Genomic DNA, 19,970 nt, shown 5'->3' with positions numbered 1-19,970 from the left:
GATCAGTCCTTGAGGTTTTCAGGATTGAGCGGGGTCTTCAGCCAGGCTTCCGAACTTGCGTTCAGCTTTCCGTCGGCAAGCATCGCGGCGACGGCGTCGTTGATCGCCTTCTTCAGCCGCTCCTCGTTCTTGTTGAGACCGATATGCGAGGGCGATGTGAGCAGCTGGAACTTCTGTTCCGGCTTCAGCTCCTCCTGACGCGCTAGAACCTGCGCGCCGACATCGTTGCCGACTACCATCAGCTGCGTCTGGCCGGAGATGAAGGCCTGGATCACCGCGTTGTAATTGTCGAAGCGCTTGATGTCGGCGGTGGCGGGCGCGGCCTCTGTCAGCGAGGTATCTTCCAGCGTGCCGCGATTGACGGCGATCGACTTGCCGCCGAGATCGTCCTTGCCCTTCACCTCGAGTGCGGCCGGTCCGATCACCGCGATGTAATAGGGTGCGTAGGCGGCGGCGAAATCGATGACCTGCTCGCGTTCCTTGGAGTAGCCCACGCTCATCAGCAGGTCGACGCGCTTTTCGGTGAGGTAGGGAATGCGGTTCTGGCCGGTCACCGCGACCGGGTTGAGCTTTACCTTCAGCGTGTCGGCGATGTGCTGCGCGACATCCATGTCGTAGCCCTTGAGGCTCATATCGGCGCTGGCCGAGGAGAAGGGCGGAAAGTCGGCGAAGACCCCGACATTGATCTGGCCGGCGGTGGTGATGTCGTCGATGGCGTCGGCCTGGGCGGCGGTTGCACCAGCCAGGAGTGCGACGGCCAGCAGCGATGAACGGAAGATGCTCTTCATGGTCATGTCTTGTGTTCCCTTTTCAAGACTGTTGAGATTTTTCCTGCCGGCTTTCTGTTGTTGATTTTCCGACAGGTTCGCTAGTGCGGTCCCGCCGTGGCATCTGCTCCCTGCAGCGCCGCGGCGCGACCGGTTCAGTTCATGGGCTCAGCCTCGCTTGCCGGTGACGAAGGGACTGAAAACCATCAGGCTCAGAATTTCGAACAGCACCTGCGCACCGGCATGTGCGGTGTTGGTGGTGGAATCATATTGAGGAGCCACCTCGACGACGTCGCCGCCGACCAGGTTGACGCCTTTCAGGCCGCGCAGGATTTCCAGCACCTCGCGTGTCGTCAGGCCGCCCACCTCGGGCGTCCCGGTGCCGGGCGCAAACGCCGGGTCGAGGCTGTCGATGTCGAAGGTCAGGTAGGTCGGACCGTCGCCGACGATCTTTTTTGCCCGCTCGATGACGGCGGGGATGCCGAGGCCGGAAACTTCCTCCGCATGGATGACGGTCATGCCGGATTCGTAGGTGAATTCCCACAGATATTCGGCCGAACCGCGAATGCCGATCTGGATCGTGCGCGTCGGGTCGAGTACGCCGTCAAGCACGGCGTTGCGGAACGGCCCGCCATGGTGGAACTTGGTCAGGTCGTATGCGCCGCCGGTATCGCAATGCGCATCGATATGGATCATGCCGACCGGCGCCTTCTTGCCGACCGCCTTGAGGATCGGGTGGCTGATCGAATGGTCGCCGCCAACCGACAGCGGCACCACGCCGGCATCGACGATCTGGTTGATGCGGCGTTCGATGTCGTCGTGGCTGAGCTCCAGCCGATAGCGGCTCTGGAACGGCACATCGCCAATGTCGGCAACGCGCAGATCCTGTACCGGCGCGCAGTCGAGCACGTGATTGTAGGGCCCGATCCGCTCGATGGTGCGCAGCGCGCGTGGGCCGAAGCGCGAGCCCGGCCGGTTGGTGACGCCGAGATCCATCGGCACGCCGACCATCGCCACCTGGAGATCACCAAAATCGGGATTGTCGTTGTCGACCTGAAGGTAGGGAGCGGTCAGGAAAGTCGGCACCCCGGAATACGGAGCCAGACGGGTTCCGCTTTCGGTGAAGATCTTGTCGGCGACGCGCCGGAATTTCGGATTGAAAAGCTCGCCGCCATGGCTTTCGCCATATTTCTTCTGCAACGCGTCGAGCTTGCTGCGGTCCCATGCCATGCCGATAAATCCTCCTGAAGCGCCGGAACCTTTGGTCCCCTTCTGGAAATCGCCACGATGCCCGCGAGATTGTCCTCCGCGGCGCCGCTACAATTCTGCCAAGCCTTGATGATGCGCTGAGATTGATTGTCGCGGCGTAATGTTGAAAAGACAATTGATATTGTTATAGGGTTTAGCGTGAGATTTATTCACAAGGTCTGGCCATGCCGAGGCGCCTTCCCCCGCTTAACCCGCTGCGCGCCTTCGAGGCGACGGCACGCCATGGCTCGCTGACCAAGGCGGCAGGCGAACTCAACGTCACGCATGGCGCCATCAGCCACCAGATCAAGGCGCTGGAAGCTTCGCTCAATGTCAGGCTTTTCGAGCGCACCGGCCAAAGGCTGAAGCTGACCTCCCAGGGCGCCGAGCTCCTGCCGGCCGTCTCCAATGCTTTCGAGGGCATCGCTGCCGCGACGGCCCGGATGACGCGACCGACCAGTTCCGGCGCGCTCACCGTCAGTTGCGTTCCGGCGCTTCTCTCCTTCTGGCTTATTCCGAGGCTCGGCAGCTTCACCACCCAATATCCCGGCATCCGGCTCACCCTCAACGCGTCCAACAATCCCGCCGACATCCATTCCGCGGATGTCGACGTCTGCCTGCTTTACGGCGACGGCAACTGGGGCGACTGCTGGCTGAAGCTGTGGTCGCGGCTGGAACTGTTCCCGGTCGCAAGCCCGACGCTGATCAACAACAAGCCCATCCGCACCGTGCGCGATCTTGCTGATCACGTCATGCTGCATGCCGATGATGGTCGCGAGTGGCACACCTGGCTCGCCGCCGCCGATGCCTTGGATCTGGCGCGCGGTCCGCAGCACCTGATGAGCGACGCCCGCCTGTCGGTGGAAGCGGCGGTGCATGGCCACGGCGTGGCGCTGGGCGACACGGTGACAGCGAGCGGATTGATGGCCAGGGGCCAGCTCGTTTCGCTGTTTAATCTGTCGGTGCCGGCTGTCGACGCCTTTTATGTCGCCTGCCGCAACGACCTGAAATCGGCGCCAATCGTCAAGGTGTTCATCGACTGGCTTTACGCGGAAAAGCAGGAAACCGCGGGCCTTGGCGACCTGCCGCTCGCCGGGCAGAAGAGCATCCGCAAACGCAAGCGGGCGAGTGCGGCCAGCCCCGCCTGATACGGACAATGGGAGAGCACATGGATCCCTTCACCTTCAACACCACCGCGTCGCTGGTCTTCGAGGCCGGATCCTCGCGGCGGCTGGGCGACATCGCCGGCAAGAAGCTCGGCGGCAAGGTGCTGTTCGTCACTGATCCCGGCCTGCGCCGCCTCGGGCTCTGCGATCCCGCGCTTGCGTCGCTGAAGGCCATCGGTATCGAGGTCACGGTTTTCGATGCCGTCGAAGCAGATCCGTCGCTCGCCACGCTGATAAAGGCCGTCGATCTGGGCCGCACGGCAGGCGCGACTGGCGTGGCTGGTTTCGGCGGCGGCTCCTCGCTGGATGTTGCCAAGCTTGCCGCCCTGCTGCTCGGCTCGAATGAAAATCTCGACGACGCGTGGGGCGTCGCCAATGCCCGCGGCCCGCGCCTGCCACTGGTCCTGGTCCCCACCACGGCTGGCACCGGCTCGGAGGTCACGCCTGTCTCGATCATCACCGTCGGCGCTGAGGAAAAGCGCGGCGTTTCCTCATCGGTGATCCTGCCCGACATCGCCGTGCTCGATCCAGAACTCACGCTCGGCCTGCCGCCGGCAATCTCGGCTGCGACCGGCGTCGACGCCATGGTGCATGCCATCGAGGCCTACGCCTCGAAAAGCGCCAACAATAATCCGCTTTCGAAGATGCTGGCGAAACAGGCGCTGCGCCTGCTCGGCGCCAACATCGAGACCGCCGTCTTCGACGGTGGGAATATCGAGGCGCGCGGCGCGATGCTGCTTGGCTCGATGCTGGCCGGCCAAGCCTTCGCCAATTCGCCGGTCGCCGCCGTCCATGCGCTCGCCTACCCCATTGGCGGTACCTTCCATGTGCCGCACGGGCTTTCCAACGCGCTGGTGCTGCCGCATGTGCTGCGCTTCAACATGACGGATGCCGCGCACCTTTATGCGGAGATCGCCGCCGACGCCTTCCCTGCCCTGTCGCGGGAGGAAGGCACGCAAGGCCGCTGTGCCGCCTTCATTGAGGAACTTGCCGACCTGTCGCGCCGGCTCGGTCTCCAGACGCGGCTGCGCGACGTGAAAATCGGCCAAGAGCATCTGGAGAAGATGGCTGCCGATGCGATGAAACAGACGCGGCTTCTGGTCAACAATCCACGCGCCGTTTCGCAGGCCGATGCCCTCGCCATCTACCGCGCGGCATGGTGAATCCCGCCTCATGCCATCCGATATTTCGTCTCAAACGGGAGGCGCACGGCCCGATTCGATGCTATAGGCCAAACCATGGGCGGCCAAGCGTCCTGCCGTGACAGCGTTTTGGGAGGGTCGACATGGCAAGAACAGACATTGCGCGGCGTGTCTACAATCACACCTGGAAGCTCGATCCGATCGTGCGTTCGCTGCTCGACACGGATTTCTACAAGCTTCTGATGCTGCAGATGATCTGGGGCATGTACCCCAAGGTCGACGCCACCTTTTCACTGATCAACCGCACCACCTCGGTGCGCCTCGCCGACGAGATCGACGAACAGGAGTTGCGCGACCAGCTCGACCACGCCCGTACGGTGCGGTTCTCCAAGAAGGAAATGATCTGGCTGGCCGGTAATACATTTTACGGCCGCAAGCAGATCTTCGAGCCTGAATTCCTCGCCTGGCTGGCCGATTTCCGGCTGCCGGAATACGAGCTGCACAAGCGCGACGGCCAGTACGAACTCGAATTCCCAGGCCCGTGGATGTACACCTCCATGTGGGAAATCCCGGCGCTGGCGATCATCAACGAGTTGCGCTCGCGCGCCGCGATGAAAAGCTTCGGCCCATTCGCGCTCGATGTGCTATACGCGCGCGCCAAGGCCAAGATGTGGGCCAAGACCGAACGCCTGCGGGCGCTGCCGGACATCCGCATTTCGGATTTCGGCACGCGACGCCGACACTCCTTTCTCTGGCAGCGCTGGTGCGTCGAGGCCTTGAAGGAAGGCATCGGCGACGCCTTCACCGGCACATCGAACGTGAAGCTCGCCATGGACACCGACCTCGAAGCGCTCGGCACCAACGCGCATGAACTGCCGATGGTTCTGGCGGCGCTCGCCAAGACCGACGAGGAACTGCTGCGCTCACCCTACAAGGTGCTGCAGGACTGGCAGCGCTATTACGGCGGCAATCTGCTGATCGTGCTGCCGGATGCTTTCGGGACCGCATCGTTCCTTCGCGACGCGCCCGACTGGGTCGCCGACTGGACCGGCTTCAGGCCGGACAGCGCGCCGCCAATCGAGGGTGGCGAGCGCATCATCAAGTGGTGGCGCGACAGGGGCAAGAATCCCAAGGACAAGCTCCTGATCTTCTCCGATGGGCTCGATGTCGACACCATCGAGGAAACCTACCGCCACTTCCGTGGCAAGGTGCGCATGGCGTTCGGCTGGGGCACCAACCTGACCAACGACTTCGAGGATTGCGCGCCGACCGAGACCGACGACCTCAACGCCATTTCGCTGGTCTGCAAGGTTACCGAAGCGAACGGCCGCCCGGCGGTGAAACTCTCCGACAATCCGGCCAAGGCGACCGGCGACAAGCGCGAGATCGAGCGTTACCTGAAAATCTTCGGCGAAGCGGATGCGCGTGTCGAGCAGCCTGTTTTTGTGTGACATCCGCACAAAATAGCCGGCAAATGAAAGTCGCTGCGCCGCTTTTCGCTTTCGTCGTTCTTGGGGCGGCGACCGGCAACGCTCTCGCCCACGCCTCCGACCGTGGTCATGTTCTGCTGCTGCCGACCGGCTACTACCTGACCGGCGGCGCCATCGCCGTTGCCGCGAGCTTCCTGGCGCTGACGGTTGTGCCGCCGACCTTACTCGACCGGCTGGCTTCCCAGCGCCTTCACCTGTTTCGCGTCGGCACCGGGCTTCGTCCGCTGGTCAGCCTTGCGTCCTTCCTGTTTCTGGCCGTACTCGTCGCTGGCGGCTTTTTGGGCAGCCGCGATCCGCTGTCCAATCCTCTGCCGCTGACGATCTGGACGCTGCTCTGGGTCGGGTTGACCCTGGTGCAAGGCCTGATCGGCAATATCTGGGCATGGATCAATCCCTGGCATGGGCCGGTCCGGCTCGCCGAGACGATCCTGGGAGCCGGCACGCGTAGCACTCGCCTGCCCGCTGCCATTGGCTACTGGCCGGCGGTGCTTCTGTTTTTCGGCTTCGCCTGGTTCGAACTGATCTATCCCGCGCCCGATGATCCGGCGCGGCTGGCGCTGGCGGTGGCCATCTACTGGGCGTTCAATTTCCTCTGCATGCTCATCTTCGGCTACGACACATGGAGCCGGCGCGGCGAATGCCTTTCGGTTTTTTTCGGCATGATCGCGCGGCTTTCGATTTTCGAACTGGCCGCCTCACCGGCAGATCACCACCGGCTCAGCCTGTGCTGGCCCGGGGCCAAGCTGCACGAAGCCGTACCGTTACCTTTGAGCGGCGTGCTTTTCCTGCTTCTGGCGCTGGCCTCGGTCTCTTTCGACGGCCTATCCAAAACCTTCTTCTGGCTCGGCTTGAACGGCATCAATCCGCTGGAATTTCCAGGCCGTTCGGCGCTGATCGGCATCGGCACGACCGGGCTGCTTTTGACCTTCGCGGTGCTGGCGGCAGTGTTCCTGCTCGCGGTCTTCGCCGGTGAAAGGCTTGCCGGTGGCGCGAACGGTTTCCTCGCCTCGGCCGGCCTTCTGGTCTGGTCGATCGTGCCGATCGCGCTCGCCTATCATTTTTCCCATTACCTGACAGCGCTGGTCGTCAATGGGCAATATGCGGCAGTGGCTCTTTCCGATCCGCTCTCGCTGGGATGGAACCTATTCGGCACCGCCCACATGCAGGTCACGCCCGGCATCGTGGCCGGTGCGGGTTCCGCCAAGGTGCTGTGGAACCTGCAGGCCGGCGCGATCATCGTCGGGCACGTGCTCGCCGTGCTGATCGCACACATGCTCGCCGCGCGGTTGCATGCCTCGCCGAAAAGTGCTGCGCTCAGCCAAGCGCCGCTCGCGTTTCTGATGGTCGCATACACCGTTTTCGGCCTCTGGCTGCTCTCCACCCCGACCGCGGGGTGACGTCGGGGGAGTTTCTATTGCCATCGCTTCGATTGATGGTTTAGTTGGCATACATGCAATTTTCGCCGCTTTCCTCGCGGGGCGGCGCACTGCAGAAGATTCGGGTCGGATCGCTAAAAAGGGGAACGGCATGGCTGGAAATCGCGACAGCAAAAGCTTGCTCAACGGAACACTTTCGCGCCGCGCCGCCCTCAAGGGTTTCGGCGCTGCCGCCGGCCTGGCGCTCGCGCCGGGCTACGTGCGCTACGCCCAGGCGCAATCCTCCGCGCCGATCAAGATCGGTTTCCAGGCGCATCGCACCGGCATCGGCGCCGCCTACGGCCGCTGGTACGAGAAGACCACCACTGCGGCAGTGAAGGCAATCAACGATGCCGGCGGCATCGGCGGCCGACCCATCGAAATCGTGGTCGAAGATGACGGCACCGACCCGAAGCGTGGGGCCGAGGTGGTGGGGAAATTCGCCACCCAGCACAAGACCGATATCGTCTACGGCACACTGTTCTCGCATGTGGTGATCGGCTCGGCGCCAACCGCCGGCGAGTTGAAAATCCCCTACTACGTCGTCAGCGAAGGCCACCACGTCGCCTCGACGAAGCTCAACCGCTATGTGTTCCAGCCGGGCATAACCGACGTGAAGAGCCAGATCCAGGCGATGGCGCCGTGGGTCGCAAGCAATGTCGGCAAGAAGGTCACGATGATATTCCCCGATTTTGCTTTCGGGCATGACCACCGCGACTACCTGCCGCCGGCCTTGAAGGCGCAAGGCGCCGAAGTCATCGCGCAGATTGCCATCCCGCCGACGGAAAGCTCCTTCACCAAATATTTCCCGCAGATCCCCGCCGAGACCGAGGTCATCTACCACGTCATGGTGGGCCCGGCGGTGCTGACCTTCGTGAAGGAGCTCGGCGAGTTCTATGGCTCCAACCGCCCGCAGCTCTTCGGCTTCATCGATTCGCTGGAAGCCGTCGACATCAACAGCCCCGGTCTCGAGTTCCTCGACGGCAGTCATTTCTGGGAAGGGTCGCCACGCTACGCGCAGGAAAACGACAGCGAGGCCCAGAAGGCCTACCGCGCCGCAGTCGGCATTGACGACAACGGCGCCGCTGTCGGCGACCCGAAGGACGTTTCCACCGCCGCCCACATGTTCGGCTGCTGGGAAACCCTCTACGTCATCAAGAAGGCGATGGAGGATGCCGGCTACAAAGGCCCCGAGGACCGCGCCAAGCTGGTCGAGGCGACGGAAGCGCTGACCAAATTCGACGAAGGTCCCGAGCATCCGCAGGGCGACAAGATCTTCAACGGCAAGATCCACCAGTGCTTCGGCCACCAGAACATCTCGAAGGTCGAGGGTGGCAAGCTGAAGGTCGTGCACCGGACCTCGATCGAGGAGGGGCTGTACGAGCCGGAAGGCGACTACACGACGATGCCCTTGTGATCTGGCGGAATGCTGGAGATATCGAGGTCAATGCCGTTCTTCAGCGTGTGATCGCCTGAATGGCCTTTTTCCCGCACCTCCTGCTCGCAACGCTGGAAGGCCTTGTCACATCCGCTGTGCTGGCGTTGACTGCGCTCGGCCTGTCGCTGGTGTTCGGCGTCATGCGCGTCGTCAACGTCGCGCATGGCGAGTTCTTCATGCTCGGCGCCGTGCTTGCCTGGGCAATCACCACGGCCCTCGGCGGCCATCCGGCAATCGGCTTCCTGCTTGCGTTGGTAGTCAGCCCACTGATCGTCGGAACTGTGGCCCTTGTTGCCGAGCGGCTTGTGCTTCGCCGGCTGAATTACAATCCGGAAGCCACCATCGTCGCCACCATCGGCATGCTCTACATCATCCAGCAGGCGGCGCTCACCCTCTACGGACCCGACGCGCGACCGGTCGAGCCGCCGTTCAGCTACCGCATCCTCCTGCCCTGGTTCGGCTATTCCGGCTACAAACTTTCGATCGTCGCGGCCTCGATCCTGCTCCTGCTTGCCACCTGGTTCGTGCTGACCCGGACGAAGATCGGCCTCATCATGCGCGCCACGCAATACGACCGCGAGACGGCGCAAGCCTTCGGCATCCCTGTCGACCGCGTCTACGCCGGGGTTTTCGCGCTCGGCGCCATGCTGGCGGCGGTCGCCGCTGTGCTCGTCGTGCCAATCAGCCAAGCGCATTACCTGATGGGGCTCGACCCGCTGCTCCTGTCCTTCATCGTGGTCATCATCGGCGGCCTCGGCTCTCTGCGCGGAACGGTTGTGGCGGCGGTTCTGATCGGCCTCTCGGACGGCATCATCTCCGTCTTCTTCTCGCCGACGCTTGCAAAGATGATCGCCACCCTGCTCGTCGCGCTGGTGCTGGTCTTCCGGCCGCAAGGCCTGTTCGGAACGGCGGCGCGATGAACCGCCCCGTGACTTTGCCGATCTACGCGCTGCATGCCGCGGTGATCGTTCTGCTTTTCCTGCTGCAATTCATTCTGCCGGACTTTCATCACGGCGTGCTGGCGCGGGTCATGGTGCTGGCCGTTTTTGCCATGGGCTACAATCTCCTCTTCGGCTATGCCGGCCTTCTGTCGCTCGGTCACGCCATGTTCTTCTCGGCCGGACTTTATGGCGCCGGCCTCGCTGTCGAGCATTTTGGCTTTGGCATGCTGCCGGCCTTCGGCGCCGGCCTTGTCGCCGGCGGCCTGCTTGGCCTCGTGATCGGACTGCTGGCCCTGCGCACCAGCGGCGTCGCCTTCATGATCGTCACCATGATGTTCGCCCAGGTGTTCTATCTCGTCACCCTATACTTCGCCGACTGGACGCATGGCGACGAAGGTTTTGTCATCGCCCAGCCGCTGCGGCAGATCGCCATCGGCAGCCTGCATTTCGATCTCACCCAGCCGACGACGCGCTACATGACGGCGTTTCTTTTGTTCTCGATCGTGCTGATCGTTACCCTCTTCATCGTGCGCTCTGCGCATGGGCGGGTGCTGGTCGCCATCCGCGAGAACGAGGAGCGAACCCGCATGCTGGGCTATGACGCCTTCGCCAACAAGCTGGCGGCCGTCATCGTCTCCGCCGTCATCTGCGCTGCTGCAGGTGCTGCCTACGCCATCCTGTTCGGCTATGTCGGCTCGACCTTCGCCTCCGTGCAATATTCGATCCTGCCGTTGCTGTGGGTGCTGCTCGGCGGCGCCGCGACCACGCTTGGGCCCCTGCTCGGCACGCTGTTCATGTATTACGTGGTCGACATCACCAGCGGCTTCATATCTGCCTATCTGTTCATTGTCGGTCTCGCACTGATCCTGCTCGTGCTTTTCTTCCCGAAAGGCATTCTCGGCACTATCCGAGACCGCTGGCTGGGGTGGCTGCCATGACGCCGCTGCTGACCACGAAGGGCCTGAGCCGCAGCTTCGGCGGCCTGCACGCCGTGCGCGACGTCGATTTCCAGCTTCTGCCAGGCGAGATCCGCGCCATCATCGGCCCCAACGGCGCCGGCAAGACCACCTTCGTCAGCCTGGTCTGCGGCCGTATCGAGCCTTCCACCGGCGCCATCGTCTTCGACGGCGACGATATCACCAACCTGCCGGCGCACCAGCGGGTGCGCCGCGGCATCGCCTATACCTTCCAGATCACCAGCGTGTTCGCCAACCTCACCGCCTACGAGAACGTAGCACTGTCGGTGCAGCGGGCACTGATCGACAAGCATCAGGATCGCGCGCCGCAAAAGCGCGCGGCGGCGCTGCATCGTGGCGTGATGGAAGCGCTCGAACGCACTGGCATAGCGAGCCACCGCGCAGCACTTGCCGGCAACCTCTCCTACGGCCACCAGCGGCTTCTGGAGGTCGCCATGGGGCTGGCGCTGAAGCCGCGCCTGCTGATCCTCGACGAACCGACACAAGGTCTTTCGGACGGCGAGATCGAAAGCTTCATCGGCCTTGCCCGCGATATCTCCGGCGAGGCGACGGTGCTCCTGATTGAGCACAACATGCAGGTGGTGATGGCGCTTGCCGATCGCATCACTGTGTTCAATGCCGGCCGCATCCTCGCTGAAGGCGCGCCCGAAGAGATCCGCAGCAACGTCGCCGTGCAGAACGCCTATCTCGGGACCGCCGCCGATGCGTAACGCGCTCGCCATCAGCGGCCTCGACTGCTTCTACGGCGAGGTGCAGGTGCTGCACGGCATCGGGCTGGAGCTTCGCGACGGCGAGGTTTTGTGCCTGCTTGGACGTAACGGCGCCGGCAAGACGACGCTTCTCAAGGCGATCATGGGACTGGTGCCGGCGCAATCGGGGTCCATCAGACTGCGCGAGCGCGAGCTGACGGCACTGCCGCCACATGAGGTGCCAAAGGCCGGCGTCGCCTATGTTCCGCAGGGCCGCCGGCTGTTTGCCGAACTCACCGTCGCCGAGAACATCGAGATCGGGCTGATGGCGCGCAACAAGGGCGCACAGACGCGCGACAGCGTGCTCGACCTTTTCCCGCTGCTGCGCGAGCGTTTGAAGCAGCGTTCCGGCACGCTTTCCGGCGGCGAACAGCAAATGCTGGCCATGGCGCGCGCGCTTTGCCTCGAACCGGACGTGCTCCTGCTCGACGAGCCGACCGAAGGGCTGATGCCGTCAATGATCGCGAAAATACGCGAGACGGTCGGCAGGCTGCGCGAGCGTCGCGTTTCGACCATCCTGGTCGAACAGCGGGTGGAGGCGGTGCTGTCGGTTGCCGACCGCGTCGTCTTCATCGAGAACGGCCGCAACCGCGAGACGGTCGACATAGAAAAGCTTCGCGCCGACCCTGCGCTTGTGAAGCGTTATGTCGGGGTTGGGTGACCCGGCTGACCAGATCGGTTGCCGTGCCGGCCTGGAGCATTTTGCAGCCAAATGGAATCATTTGGCGCCCGCATAAATGCGGCAAAAACAAATGCTTAAACCAGCGCCACGCCAGCGGCCTTCATCTTGCCCAGCATCTTTTCCAGCGAACCGCTTAGATCGATGGCGCGGCAGCAATCCAGCTGGACGGTCGCCCCGAAACCCTGACCCGCTGCGTCGAGCGCCGAGTAGGCAACGCAATAGTCAGTGGCCAGGCCTGCCAGGGTGATGTCGGATATGCCTCGCTCTCGGAGGTAGCCGGCGAGCCCGGTCGGCGTCTTGTGGTCGTTCTCGAAGAAGGCCGAATAGCTGTCGATCGACGGGCGGAACCCCTTTCGCACGACCAGTTCGGCCTTAGTCCAGACAAGCCCGGAATGAAAGGCCGCTCCGTCGCTGCCCTGGATGCAATGGTCCGGCCACAGCGTCTGGTCGCCATAAGGCAACTCTATCGTCTCGAAGGCCTGCCGGCCTTTGTGCGTCGAGGCGAAACTCGAATGCCCGGCCGGATGCCAGTCCTGCGTCAGGATCACATGTTCGAAATTCTTCGCCAGGGTATTGATCAGCGGCACCACTTCGTCGCCACGGTCCACCGCCAGCGCGCCGCCCGGACAAAAGTCGTTCTGCACATCAACAACGATCAGTGCCTTGCCGGCCATGCTGTTTCCCCACTGTACTGGCGCCTGTCGCGCCGTTGGGAGCACACCTAAAAAGCATTCGCCCGTCAACCGCTTTTGGCCCGGCGCCTCGCCATCGCAGGGTAGGCCAAAAGAGCGCTTTGACAAGCGGACGGCCCCTGATATCATTTGCATACGAACGATTTCGCCGGATGTCGTTGCCGGAGGCATTGCGTGATCCGTTACGCGAAACCCACGACGGTGAACGAAGCGCTCGCCCTGCTCAGCGAGGGGCCGTGGCGGCTGCTTGCCGGCGGCACCGACTTCTACCCGGCGCTCGGCAACCGGCCGCTTCGCGAAAACATCCTCGACATCAACGGTCTCGACGGCTTGCGCGGAATATCGGAAACCGCGACGCATCTCGTCATCGGCGCGCGCACCACCTGGAGCGACATCGTCGCTCACGGGCTGCCGCCTGCCTTCGAGGCGCTCAAGGAAGCCGCGCGGGAAGTCGGTTCCATCCAGATCCAGAATACCGGCACCGTCGCCGGCAACCTTTGTAACGCCTCGCCGGCCGCCGACGGGGTGCCTGCGCTGATGATCCTCGACGCCGAGGTCGAACTCCGTTCGCTGGACGGGACACGTCATCTGGCGCTGCCGGAATTCATTCTCGGCAACCGGCGCATCGCCCTGCAGCCCGGCGAGATGGTCACCGCGATCCGCGTGCCGAAGGGTTCGGCGGCCGGTTCATCCTCCTTCTTCAAGCTCGGCGCCCGCCGCTACCTGGTCATATCCATCGCGATGGCGGCGGCGCGAATTTCCGTGAAGGACGGCTTTGTCGAGGATGCCGCCATTTCAGTCGGCGCCTGTTCGGCCGTTGCGCAGCGCCTGCACGCGCTGGAGGCCCTGCTTCGTGGGAAACCAGCAAGCAACGGGCTCGGCAACGATGTCGAAGAGGCCCATCTTGCGGGCCTTCAACCGATCGAGGATGTGCGCGGCAGCGCCGAATACCGCCGCCTTGCAGCGCGCGAAATCGTTGCGCGGGCGGTCGACACTGCCTTGTCGAAAGCCTTGCGGACCGGTCGCCTGGCCACGGTGGCGGCATGAGCACGGCAATCGACTTCGAAGTCAACGGCAAGCCCGTCTCGGTGTCGGTGCCGCCGGTCACGCGCCTCAGTTCTGTGCTACGCGACGCGTTGCGGCTGACCGGAACCAAGATCGGCTGCGACGCCGGCGATTGCGGCGCCTGCACGGTTCTGGTCGACGGCGAACCGGTCTGCGGCTGCCTCGTTCCCGCAGCATCGGTGGCGGGCAAAAGGATCCGCACCGTGGAGAGCCTTGCCAACGGCAAGCTGTCGGCATTGCAGGCTTCTTTCCTCGAGCATGGTGCCGCGCAATGCGGCATCTGCACGCCCGGACTGCTGGTCGCCGCGACGGCGCTGCTCGAGCGCAATCCGACGCCGGACGAAGCGACGGTCAAGGACGCGCTCGGCGGAATCCTTTGCCGCTGCACCGGTTATCGCAAGATCGTGCAGGCGGTGATGGAAGTGTCGCGCTCCGAGCGTGAGGGGCGGCTTGAACGACGCACCTCAGCTGTCGGCAATTCCACCACCACCGTCGGCGCCCGCATCACCCGCGTCGACGGCGTCCCCAAGGTCACTGGCGCCGATGTGTTTGGCGCTGATTCCTTCCCGGCCGACGCGCTTGCCGTGCTGGTCGTCCGCTCACCTCATTGGCATGCTTCATTTGCTTTCGGCGATCTCGACGGCTTTATCAGGGAGCATCCCGGCGTGGTTGCGGTCTATACCGCAAAGGACATTCCCGGACGCAACTGCTTCGGCGTCATTCCGCGCTTCGCCGACCAGCCTGCCCTCGCGGAAAGCGTCGCACGCTTTCGCGGCGAGGCGGTCGCGGTGATTGCCGGCGATCACGCCGCGATTGCCGATCTCGACCTCAACGATTTTCCCGTGACCTGGACCGCTTTGCCGCACAGCTTGCAACCGGAGGAAGCCCGGGCGACTGGCAGCACGCTTGTCCATCCCAGCCGCCCCGGCAACCTGCTGGTTCAGGGTTTCGTCGAACGGGGCGATCCTGAGGCGGCCCTGGCCCGAGCTGCCCATAAAGTCTCCGGCACGATCGAAACCTCCTATGTCGAGCATGCCTATATCGAGCCGGAGGCCGGATGGGCCGAAATGGATGGCGATACGCTGGTCATCCGCGCCTGTACGCAAGCGCCCTACATGGACCGCGACGACACCGCCACACTGCTTGGCCTGGCGCCGGAAACAGTGCGCATCATGCCGACCGCGACCGGCGGCGGCTTCGGCTCGAAACTCGACATCTCGCTGCAACCCTACATCGGGCTTGTCGCGTTGAAGACTGGCCGACCTGCGGCGCTCGCCTACACGCGTGCGGAATCGATGATGTCGACCACCAAACGCCACCCCGCCGTCATGAATGCGACGATCGGCGCGGATGCGGAAGGTCGTATCACCGGGATGGTGTTCGAGGGCGATTTCAACACAGGCGCCTATGCGAGCTGGGGGCCGACAGTCGCCAACCGCGTGCCGGTGCATGCGTCCGGACCTTACGTCACGCCGAATTATCGCGCGGCCGGCCGCGCCATCCACACCAACGGGCCGATTTCCGGCGCTTTTCGAGGCTTCGGCGTGCCGCAAGCGACCATCATGCAGGAGACCCTTTATGACGAACTCGCCGAAAAGCTTGGTCTCGACCGCCTCGACTTCCGCCGGAACAATGCGCTGCGCAACGGCTCCCGAACAGTGACCGGCCACCGGTTGGAGAGCGGCGTCGGCATCGTGGAATGCCTCGACGCCTTGAAGCCGCACTGGGATCGGGCACTGACGGACGCCGCAACGTTCAACGCCGAAAATTCTGTCCGCAAGCGCGGTATAGGCGTCGCCTCCTGCTGGTATGGTTGCGGCAACACCTCGCTGCCCAATCCATCGACCATCAAGCTCGGCATCGCGCCTGATGGAACGGTGGTTCTCCACCAGGGCGCTGTCGATATCGGTCAGGGCTCCAACACGGTGATCAGCCAGATCGCATCCGAAGCTCTTGGCCTGCCGCTTGGCAGCTTCCGCTTGCGAAGCGCCGACACCGCCATCACGCCGGACGCCGGCAAGACCTCGGCGTCGCGCCAGACCTTCGTTTCCGGCAGAGCGGCGGAAAAGGCGGCGCGCAGCCTGCGCGAGAAGATCCTGCGTTTCGCCAATGTCTCCTGCAGCGCGGCTTTGTCGCTCGACAACGAAACCCTGATCATCCGCGAGGGCGACGCCGTCCGCCACATCGAACTTTCCGCGTTGCCCATGGATATCGACGGCTTCGTTTTCGGCGCCGAGGAAACCTACGATCCACCGACATCGGCGCTCGATGCCAAGGGGCAGGGCAAGCCTTACGCGGTCTATGGCTACGGCGCCCAGATCGCCGAACTCGAAGTCGACATGAAGCTCGGCACGGTGAAGCTGATCAAGATCACCGCCGCCCATGATGTCGGCAAGGCGATCAATCCGCTGCTCGTCGAGGGCCAGATCGAGGGCGGCATCGCGCAAGGCATCGGCATGGCCCTGATGGAGGAATACGTTCCGGGACGGACCGAGAACCTGCACGATTATCTGATCCCGACCATCGGCGATGTGCCGGACATCGAAAGCATTCTTGTCGAGGTTCCCGACCCGGAAGGGCCGTTCGGCGCCAAGGGGCTCGGAGAGCATGTGCTGATCCCCACCGCACCTGCAATCCTCAACGCCATTCGCCATGCCACCGGCGTGCTGGTGCGGAAGGTTCCGGCAACGCCTTCCCGCGTGTTGGCGGCGATCCGGGCGGCGGAGGAAAAGCCATGAGCGAGATCGCCGAGCGGTTCGAGACCCACGAGGCCGGCGCCAAGCAACTCGGCGAGAAGATCCGCTGCGATGCCTGCCCGGTCATGTGCTACATCGCCGATGGCCGCACCGGAGCCTGCGACCGCTATGGCAATGTCGGTGGGCACATCGTGCGCATGGATCCGCTGACCATACTGCACCAGGCGGAGGAAGCGGGCAGCGCCGTGGTGCCCTTCGACGCGGGCGAGGCCTGGAGCGGCCAACTGGTCAACACGGGCCGCCGCTTCGTCACCGCAATCGGGGCCGGCACCACCTACCCCGACTACAAGCCGGCGCCCTTCATCGTCAGCCAGGAAGTCGAGGGCGTCGATCTTGTCACGGTGGTGACCGAAGGCATCTTCTCCTACTGCGGCGTCAAGGTGAAGATCGACACCGACCGCCATCTCGGCCCGGAAACCGCGACGGTGCGGACGCAGGGCGAGGCGGTCGGCCATGTGACGACCGGCGAGTACGGCTCGCAAATGCTGTCGCTCGGCGGCGTCCACCATCTGACCGGAGGATCGAAATCCGAAGGCCGCGTCACTTGCGAGACCATGCTCAACCTCTGCAACCGCAAGCCGGTCGAACTCGCCATCGATGGCGGCGCAACGGTGATCGTCGAGGCGGGCAAGCCGCCTGTCATCGACGGCAAGCAGGAAGAGCGCATGCGCGTCGGCTGCGGCTCCGCCACCATCGGCATGTTCGCCACCCAATGGCGCGGGCTGGTCGACGAGGTGGTGGTGGTCGACGACCACATCACCGGCGTCGTCTCGGAGCACCAGGCCGGCAAGGTGCTGGGGTGGGAGGATACGGGGATTAAAATCATTGGCCGCCGCTCGACACCCGGCCGCTACTTCAAGGTTTCCGAACCCGGCCTCGGCTGGGGCGGCACCACGATCACCGATCCCCGGGCGATCCTCGGCGAATGGAACGCCAGGAAGGGCGCGCGGCCCGGCCTGTCGCTGTTGATGGTCTCCACCACGGGGGAACAGTTCGCCTATTACGAGCTCGACGAAGATCTCAAGCCCGTGGAAAAGCCGTTCCCCGAACGGCTCGCCAAGTCGGTCGGGCTGATCGAGGAGAATTGCGAAGCGGCCCTGTGCACGGTCCTGTTCATGGGCGGCGCCGGCGGCTCGCTACGCGCCGGCGTGGTGGAGAACCCTGTCAACCTGACGCGCTCGGTGCAGGGCCTGAAGACATATGTCACGGTTGGCGGCGCGCCGGTCTATGTCTGGCCGGGCGGCGGCATCACCTTGATGGTCGACGTCACCCGCGTTCCCGATAACGCCTTCGGCTACGTACCGACGCCGGCGCTGGTAGCGCCTATCGAGTTCACCTTGCGCCGCGACGACTATGAGCGGCTTGGTGGCCATGCCTCCGAAATCCGTTCGGTCACGGACGTGCTGGCACGTGGCGGCGAATATCTGAATGCCCGGCGGGAAAGCGCCGCCGTACCGGACAATCCATGGCCGCTTCTGGCGCAACTGCGGCGCGGTGGCCTGCAATGATCGGGCCGCAAGTGGCATGGCTGCCGGACGGAAGGCGGCTGCATCTCAACCACGGCCCGATCGACCTGATCGTCGAGGTCTTTGGCGCGCGGGAGGAAAAGCGCCACGCCTATGCGCAAGCGGCCGACCGGTTCCAGACCATACTGACGGAACTGGTTTGCGAGCTTCCCGAACTGCGCCGCCGCGCGGACGCAACGCCGCGAAAGTTCGAAAGCCCGACCGCCAATCGGATGGAGCGCGCCGTCTACCGCCACGCGCCGGCTTTCATCACCCCAATGGCGGCGGTCGCCGGCTCCGTCGCCGATGAAATAATGGCGGCACTCATCGATGGGCGGACGCTGGACAAAGCCTATGTCAACAACGGCGGCGACATCGCGCTGCATCTTGCGCCGGGCCAGTCGATGGCAGCGGCGATTGCCGGAACAGGCCATGGCCTTGCCGACCGTCTCGTCATCGATGCCGCCGATCCGGTGCGGGGCATTGCCACCAGCGGCTGGCGCGGACGCAGCTTTTCCCTCGGCATCGCCGACGCCGCGACCGTCCTGGCGCGGAACGCCGCCGAGGCCGACGCCGCCGCGACCCTGATCGCCAACGCCGTCGATCTGCCGGATCATCCCGCCGTCACACGGGTGCCTGCGAACAGCCTTGCTCCCGACAGCGATCTCGGCGAACGGTTGGTCACGCAGAATGTGGGGGCGTTGTCACCGGCCGAAGTCGCTGAAGCACTTGAGCGCGGACGCGCGGTCGCCGAGGATTTTCGCCGGCGTGGCATGATCGAAGCCGCCGCCGTTTTCCTTGCAGGCGAGAACCGCTCGGTCGGCTCCATTGCGCTGCGTGCACCCACAGAAGAATTGACGAGGATGTTGGCCGATGCCTGATTTTCCGATCCGCAAGATCGCGCTCCTGAACGAGGAGATTTTCCATGAGGGCGGTCCGGCGGCGAAGGAACCGCGCCGCCGCGCCTGCGCGATGGCATTGGTCAAGAACCCGTTCGCGGGACGCTACGTGACCGAACTGCAAGCGGCGATGGAAGACCTGAAGCCGCTCGGGCTCGAGCTTGCCGACCGACTGATTGCGGCCCTTGGCGGCGACATCGCGGTCATCGACGGTTACGGCAAGGGCGCAATCGTTGGCACCGCGGGCGAGATCGAGCACGGCGCGCTCTGGCATGTGCCCGGCGGCTACGCGATGCGGGAACGCCTCGGCGAGGCCAAGGCGATCGTGCCTTCGGCCAAGAAGGTCGGCTCCTTCGGCGCGCGCCTCGACGTGCCGCTCGGCCACATCAGCGCCGCCTATGTGCGCAGTCATTTCGACGCCATGGAGGTGGGCATCAGCGATGGCCCACGGCCCGACGAGATCCTGTTCTGCCTGGCCATGACCTGCGGCCCTCGGATTCACGCCCGAATGGGCGGGCTGGCGGCGCAAGACATCAAGGCATGGGACGGCCTGAGGTGAGCGGCGAGGAGAACCTGCTGAAGCTCGTCGACGCGGACGCACCGGAACCCGGCGACTATCATCTGCAGGAGCAGATCGGTTTCGTGCTGCGCAAGGCACATCAGCGCCATGTGTCGATCTTCGCGTCTCATATCGGCGACCTGACGCCGCCGCAATTCGCCGCCCTCGCCAAGCTACATGACATCGGCGAGACTTCGCAGAACCAGCTCGGCCAGTTGATCGCCATGGACGCCGCCACAGTGAAGGGCGTCATCGACCGGCTGAAGGCACGTGGCCTCGTCGCGCTCTCCAAACATGAAGGCGACAAGCGCCGGCTGCTGGTGAGCCTGACGGCTCAGGGCCGGGACGCGGTCCTGTCGCTTATCCCGAGGGCGCAGGCGATCACCGCCGAAACGCTGGAGCCCTTGTCGTCGAAGGAAGCGGCAACGTTGCTGAAGCTTCTGGCCAAGCTTGCCTGACTGGATGGTGCGTCGGCGCTG

Annotated in this window: 18 protein-coding genes; 15 read left to right on the top strand and 3 right to left on the bottom strand. The window is 64.1% G+C overall.

Annotation, left to right across the window (positions count from 1 at the left end; all coding sequences use genetic code 11):
- Positions 1-2 precede the first annotated feature (2 nt).
- Positions 3-794: a transporter substrate-binding domain-containing protein gene (locus tag F3H98_RS09705; protein ID WP_149759937.1), complete on the bottom strand. Its 792-nt coding sequence runs from the start codon at positions 792-794 to the stop codon at positions 3-5.
- Positions 795-935: 141 nt separating this feature from the next.
- Positions 936-1,997, bottom strand: coding sequence for an agmatinase (gene speB, locus F3H98_RS09700; RefSeq protein ID WP_149759936.1), 1,062 nt, complete (start codon positions 1,995-1,997; stop codon positions 936-938).
- Positions 1,998-2,200: 203 nt separating this feature from the next.
- Between speB and gcvA the strand changes: the two genes are divergently transcribed.
- The 9 genes from gcvA (at position 2,201) to F3H98_RS09655 (ending at position 11,994) form a co-directional block, all read left to right on the top strand.
- A complete protein-coding gene (gene gcvA / locus F3H98_RS09695) occupies positions 2,201-3,163 on the top strand; it encodes a transcriptional regulator GcvA (protein ID WP_149759935.1) in 963 nt (320 codons plus the stop codon).
- A gap of 20 nt (positions 3,164-3,183) precedes the next feature.
- A complete protein-coding gene (locus tag F3H98_RS09690) occupies positions 3,184-4,344 on the top strand; it encodes an iron-containing alcohol dehydrogenase (RefSeq protein ID WP_149759934.1) in 1,161 nt (386 codons plus the stop codon).
- 122 nt (positions 4,345-4,466) lie between these two features.
- Positions 4,467-5,774, top strand: coding sequence for a nicotinate phosphoribosyltransferase (pncB, locus tag F3H98_RS09685; RefSeq protein WP_149759933.1), 1,308 nt, complete (start codon positions 4,467-4,469; stop codon positions 5,772-5,774).
- 23 nt (positions 5,775-5,797) lie between these two features.
- On the top strand, positions 5,798-7,210 hold the full coding sequence (locus tag F3H98_RS09680) for a hypothetical protein (protein WP_149759932.1): 1,413 nt from the start codon (positions 5,798-5,800) through the stop codon (positions 7,208-7,210).
- Between the two features lie 130 nt (positions 7,211-7,340).
- Positions 7,341-8,645, top strand: coding sequence for an ABC transporter substrate-binding protein (locus F3H98_RS09675; protein ID WP_149759931.1), 1,305 nt, complete (start codon positions 7,341-7,343; stop codon positions 8,643-8,645).
- Positions 8,646-8,704: 59 nt separating this feature from the next.
- Positions 8,705-9,586, top strand: a complete 882-nt coding sequence (locus F3H98_RS09670; RefSeq protein WP_149759930.1) for a branched-chain amino acid ABC transporter permease — start codon at positions 8,705-8,707, stop codon at positions 9,584-9,586.
- Positions 9,583-10,545, top strand: coding sequence for a branched-chain amino acid ABC transporter permease (locus F3H98_RS09665; RefSeq protein WP_149759929.1), 963 nt, complete (start codon positions 9,583-9,585; stop codon positions 10,543-10,545). The genes F3H98_RS09670 and F3H98_RS09665 overlap by 4 nt, the downstream gene beginning before the upstream one ends.
- A complete protein-coding gene (locus F3H98_RS09660; protein ID WP_149759928.1) occupies positions 10,542-11,294 on the top strand; it encodes an ABC transporter ATP-binding protein in 753 nt (250 codons plus the stop codon). The genes F3H98_RS09665 and F3H98_RS09660 overlap by 4 nt, the downstream gene beginning before the upstream one ends.
- Positions 11,287-11,994 (top strand): ABC transporter ATP-binding protein, encoded by a 708-nt coding sequence (locus F3H98_RS09655; RefSeq protein WP_149759927.1) that lies wholly within the window; start codon positions 11,287-11,289, stop codon positions 11,992-11,994. Before F3H98_RS09660 ends, F3H98_RS09655 begins: the two co-directional genes overlap by 8 nt.
- 95 nt (positions 11,995-12,089) lie before the next feature.
- On the opposite strand, the gene pncA is transcribed toward F3H98_RS09655, so the two are convergent.
- Complete coding sequence (gene pncA / locus F3H98_RS09650) at positions 12,090-12,689, bottom strand: bifunctional nicotinamidase/pyrazinamidase (protein ID WP_149759926.1); 600 nt, start codon at positions 12,687-12,689, stop codon at positions 12,090-12,092.
- Positions 12,690-12,881: 192 nt separating this feature from the next.
- On the opposite strand from pncA, the gene F3H98_RS09645 reads away from it, so the two are divergent.
- Genes F3H98_RS09645 through F3H98_RS09620 form a run of 6 tightly spaced genes read left to right on the top strand, consistent with a single transcriptional unit; the run spans position 12,882 to position 19,949 of the window.
- Positions 12,882-13,754, top strand: a complete 873-nt coding sequence (locus tag F3H98_RS09645; RefSeq protein WP_149759925.1) for an FAD binding domain-containing protein — start codon at positions 12,882-12,884, stop codon at positions 13,752-13,754.
- Positions 13,751-16,510 (top strand): molybdopterin-dependent oxidoreductase, encoded by a 2,760-nt coding sequence (locus F3H98_RS09640; RefSeq protein WP_149759924.1) that lies wholly within the window; start codon positions 13,751-13,753, stop codon positions 16,508-16,510. The genes F3H98_RS09645 and F3H98_RS09640 overlap by 4 nt, the downstream gene beginning before the upstream one ends.
- Positions 16,507-18,036 (top strand): 6-hydroxynicotinate reductase, encoded by a 1,530-nt coding sequence (locus tag F3H98_RS09635; RefSeq protein ID WP_149759923.1) that lies wholly within the window; start codon positions 16,507-16,509, stop codon positions 18,034-18,036. Before F3H98_RS09640 ends, F3H98_RS09635 begins: the two co-directional genes overlap by 4 nt.
- Positions 18,033-18,914 carry a UPF0280 family protein gene (locus F3H98_RS09630; RefSeq protein WP_149759922.1) on the top strand — a complete coding sequence of 294 codons (882 nt, stop codon included), beginning with the start codon at positions 18,033-18,035 and terminating at the stop codon, positions 18,912-18,914. The genes F3H98_RS09635 and F3H98_RS09630 overlap by 4 nt, the downstream gene beginning before the upstream one ends.
- Positions 18,907-19,491 (top strand): amino acid synthesis family protein, encoded by a 585-nt coding sequence (locus F3H98_RS09625; RefSeq protein ID WP_149759921.1) that lies wholly within the window; start codon positions 18,907-18,909, stop codon positions 19,489-19,491. Before F3H98_RS09630 ends, F3H98_RS09625 begins: the two co-directional genes overlap by 8 nt.
- A complete protein-coding gene (locus tag F3H98_RS09620; protein ID WP_149760040.1) occupies positions 19,488-19,949 on the top strand; it encodes a MarR family winged helix-turn-helix transcriptional regulator in 462 nt (153 codons plus the stop codon). Before F3H98_RS09625 ends, F3H98_RS09620 begins: the two co-directional genes overlap by 4 nt.
- The last annotated feature ends 21 nt before the right edge of the window (positions 19,950-19,970 follow it).

Source organism: Neomesorhizobium albiziae (genome assembly GCF_900114255.1).
GTDB lineage: Bacteria > Pseudomonadota > Alphaproteobacteria > Rhizobiales > Rhizobiaceae > Neomesorhizobium > Neomesorhizobium albiziae.
The sequence above is the reverse complement of the archived record's forward strand: the minus strand, read 5'-3'. Positions and strand labels throughout refer to the sequence as shown.

Bases quoted from the DNA above. Each gene is read 5' to 3' on its own strand.
- F3H98_RS09705 (WP_149759937.1), bottom strand. From the start codon at position 794: ATGACCATGAAGAGCATCTTCCGTTCATCGCTGCTGGCCGTCGCACTC.
- speB (WP_149759936.1), bottom strand. From the start codon at position 1,997: ATGGCATGGGACCGCAGCAAGCTCGACGCGTTGCAGAAGAAATATGGC.
- gcvA (WP_149759935.1), top strand. From the start codon at position 2,201: ATGCCGAGGCGCCTTCCCCCGCTTAACCCGCTGCGCGCCTTCGAGGCG.
- F3H98_RS09690 (WP_149759934.1), top strand. From the start codon at position 3,184: ATGGATCCCTTCACCTTCAACACCACCGCGTCGCTGGTCTTCGAGGCC.
- pncB (WP_149759933.1), top strand. From the start codon at position 4,467: ATGGCAAGAACAGACATTGCGCGGCGTGTCTACAATCACACCTGGAAG.
- F3H98_RS09680 (WP_149759932.1), top strand. From the start codon at position 5,798: ATGAAAGTCGCTGCGCCGCTTTTCGCTTTCGTCGTTCTTGGGGCGGCG.
- F3H98_RS09675 (WP_149759931.1), top strand. From the start codon at position 7,341: ATGGCTGGAAATCGCGACAGCAAAAGCTTGCTCAACGGAACACTTTCG.
- F3H98_RS09670 (WP_149759930.1), top strand. From the start codon at position 8,705: ATGGCCTTTTTCCCGCACCTCCTGCTCGCAACGCTGGAAGGCCTTGTC.
- F3H98_RS09665 (WP_149759929.1), top strand. From the start codon at position 9,583: ATGAACCGCCCCGTGACTTTGCCGATCTACGCGCTGCATGCCGCGGTG.
- F3H98_RS09660 (WP_149759928.1), top strand. From the start codon at position 10,542: ATGACGCCGCTGCTGACCACGAAGGGCCTGAGCCGCAGCTTCGGCGGC.
- F3H98_RS09655 (WP_149759927.1), top strand. From the start codon at position 11,287: ATGCGTAACGCGCTCGCCATCAGCGGCCTCGACTGCTTCTACGGCGAG.
- pncA (WP_149759926.1), bottom strand. From the start codon at position 12,689: ATGGCCGGCAAGGCACTGATCGTTGTTGATGTGCAGAACGACTTTTGT.
- F3H98_RS09640 (WP_149759924.1), top strand. From the start codon at position 13,751: ATGAGCACGGCAATCGACTTCGAAGTCAACGGCAAGCCCGTCTCGGTG.
- F3H98_RS09635 (WP_149759923.1), top strand. From the start codon at position 16,507: ATGAGCGAGATCGCCGAGCGGTTCGAGACCCACGAGGCCGGCGCCAAG.
- F3H98_RS09630 (WP_149759922.1), top strand. From the start codon at position 18,033: ATGATCGGGCCGCAAGTGGCATGGCTGCCGGACGGAAGGCGGCTGCAT.
- F3H98_RS09625 (WP_149759921.1), top strand. From the start codon at position 18,907: ATGCCTGATTTTCCGATCCGCAAGATCGCGCTCCTGAACGAGGAGATT.